The organism is Agromyces binzhouensis, from assembly GCF_004135055.1.
Lineage (GTDB): Bacteria > Actinomycetota > Actinomycetes > Actinomycetales > Microbacteriaceae > Agromyces > Agromyces binzhouensis.
The window spans coordinates 1-2740 of sequence record NZ_SDPL01000415.1; the positions used below are offsets into that span (position 1 = coordinate 1).

Annotated in this window: 2 protein-coding genes; both read right to left on the minus strand. The window is 73.3% G+C overall.

Annotation, left to right across the window (positions count from 1 at the left end):
• Positions 1-57: 57 nt before the first annotated feature.
• On the minus strand, positions 58-1734 hold the full coding sequence (locus ESO86_RS15020; protein ID WP_129235706.1) for an amidohydrolase: 1677 nt from the start codon (positions 1732-1734) through the stop codon (positions 58-60).
• A 115-nt stretch (positions 1735-1849) separates the two neighbouring features.
• A complete protein-coding gene (locus ESO86_RS15025) occupies positions 1850-2656 on the minus strand; it encodes an ABC transporter permease (RefSeq protein WP_422836503.1) in 807 nt (268 codons plus the stop codon).
• Positions 2657-2740: the final 84 nt, after the last annotated feature.

Sequence of the window (2740 nt, forward strand, 5' to 3'; positions counted from 1 at the left end):
GAGCCGGGCCGCCGACCTCGCCTGCGCCCGAATGGGGCGCCGGCGGGACGGCGGGCCTCAGGCCGCGCGCACCGCCCCCGCGTCATCCGCCGCGTAGACGCGCTCGCCGTCGACGAACGTCTGCTCGACGCGCGTCGTGCCGATCTCGTCGGGCGAGCCGGCGAACGGGTCGCGGTCGAGCACGACCAGGTCGGCGTACTTGCCCACCTGGATCGTCCCGGTCACGTCGTCGAGGTGGTTCACCCAGGCCGAGCCGGCGGTGTACGCCGTGAGCGAGGTCGCGAGGTCGATCGCCTGCTCGGGCAGGAACGCCTCGTAGTCGCCCTCGGCGTAGGCGGGCGCCGACTTCCGGTTGACGGCCGTGTGGATCGCGGCGAGCGGATCGGGCGTGGAGACCGACCAGTCGCTGCCCGCCGCAAGCACCGCGCCGGAGCGCAGCAGGTCGCCGAAGGGGTACTGCCAGGCGCTGCGCGGGTCGCCGAGGAACGGCAGCGTGAGGTCCACCATCTGCGGCTCGAGCGCCGCCCAGAGCGACTGCATGTTCGCCGCGACGCCGAGCTCGCGGAACCGCGGGACGTCCTCGGGGTGGACGACCTGGATGTGCGCGATGTGGTGACGGTGGTCGTTGCGGCCGTTCGCGGCGATGGCGTGCTCGACCGCGTCGAGGCACTCGCGCACGGCCCGGTCGCCGATGGCGTGGAAGTGCAGCTGGAAGCCGAGGCGGTCGAGCTCGGCCGCGGCGGGGTTCAGCACGGCGGGGTCGACGAACGAGATGCCGGAGTTGTCGGTGAAGTGCCCGTGGCCGTCGCAGTACGGCTCGAGCATCGAGGCGGTGAAGTTCTCGGCGACGCCGTCCTGCATGATCTTGATGCTCGTGGCGGCGAACCGGCCCGCGCGGTACGCGTCGCGCTTGGCGACGAGGTCGGGGATCTGCTCGATGCCGCGCGTGCGGTCCCACCAGATCGCGCCGACGACGCGGCCGGTGAGCTTCCCGGCGTTCGCTGCCGCGACGTACGCGTGACCGGGGTCGCCGGCGTCCCCGTACGTGCCGACGATCGCGTCCTGCCAGGCGGTGACGCCGTAGGAGTGCAGGTACCGCTGGCCGAGGAGCACCGCCTCGGTGAGCGTCTCGAGGCTGGTCTCGGGGAGGAGGCGGTTCACGAGCGACATCGCCCCCTCGTGCAGCGTGCCGCTGGGGTGACCGTTGGCGTCGCGCTCGATCCGGCCGTCCGCGGGATCCGGGGTGTCGCGGTCGATCCCCGCGAGCCGCAGCGCGGCCGAGTTCACCCAGGCGCCGTGCCCGTCGCGGTTGGGCAGGAAGGCGGGGCGGTCGGGCACGACCCGGTCGAGGGCCGCAGCGGTCGGGGTCCCACCGGGGAACGCCGACATGGACCATCCGCCGCCGAGCACCCACTCGTCGTCGCGGTGCGCGGCCGAGTACTCCGCGATGCGCGTCAGGTACTCGTCCTGCGTCGAGAGCTCGGCGAGGTCGCAGCGCATCAGGTCGAGCCCGCCCCAGACCGGGTGGACGTGCGCATCCTGGAATCCGGGCACGAGCAGCCGCCCGCGGAGGTCGACGACCTCGGTCGACGCGCCGATCAGGTCGCGGACGTCGTCGTCGGACCCGACCGCGACGATGCGGCCGCCGCGCACGGCGACCGCGCTCGCTCGGGAGCGGACCGTGTCGGCCGTGAAGACGGGTCCGCCCGTGAAGACGAGGTCGGCGTGGGTCATGGCGATGGGCTCCTTCGGATCGCGGGCAGGACGGGAGTAGGCGGGGGAGGAGGTGCAGGGCGGAGCGGATGCCGCGCGGCCGCGGCGTTCGGGTCGGACCGCGGCCGCGCGGGGCTCAGCCGCCCGACATGGTGCGGGCGATCTGCGTCGCCGAGTCGCCGGCGCGCTTCAGCACGACCGCGACGAGGGCGAGGGCGGCGAGCGTGAGCAGGAGCATCACGGTCGACACGGCGGCGATCTCGGGTCGGAGGCCGCCGCGCAGCGCGCTCAGCACGTACACGGGCCATGGCGTCGACCCGGAGACCTGGACGAAGGCCGCGACGACGGTGTTGTCGAGGCTCAGCGTGAACGACAGCAGCAGGCCGGCGAGCACCGCGGGCATCGCGAGCGGCAGCGTCACGCGCCGGAAGGTCGTCAGCGGCCGCGCGTAGAGGTCGGCGGAGGCCTCCTCGAGCTGCGCGTCGAGGCCGACCAGTCGGGCTCGCACGATGTACGTCACGACCGCGGTCGAGAACAGCGAGTGGCCGACGACGAGGCGCACGGTGCCGTCGTTGAAGATCGACAGCCCGGCGTCCTGGCCGAGGAACACGAGCCACGGCAGGAGGGCGACGGCGTCGACGATCTCGGGCGTGACCGAGACGAGCAGCAGCAGCCCGATGAACCAGAGCGCCCACTTGCCGGGCTTTCGTGCGAGCGCGATGCCGGCGAGCGTGCCGAGGAGCGTCGCGAGGATCGCCGCGATCGCACCGGTCCGCAGCGACACCGCGACCGCGTCCCGCACCGCGGGCTTCTCCCAGAGCGCGCGGTACGGCTCGAACCCGAACTCGTTCCACGCGATGAGCAGGCGCCCGTTGTTGAACGAGTACACGAGGATCACGATGATCGGCGCGAACAGGAACAGGAAGACGAGCACGCTCCACAACGTCAGGCCGACGTCGACCGGGGAGCGGCGCGCGCGACGCGCGACCGGCGCGGCGGGCGTGCGGGGCGCGGATGCGTCGGCGGC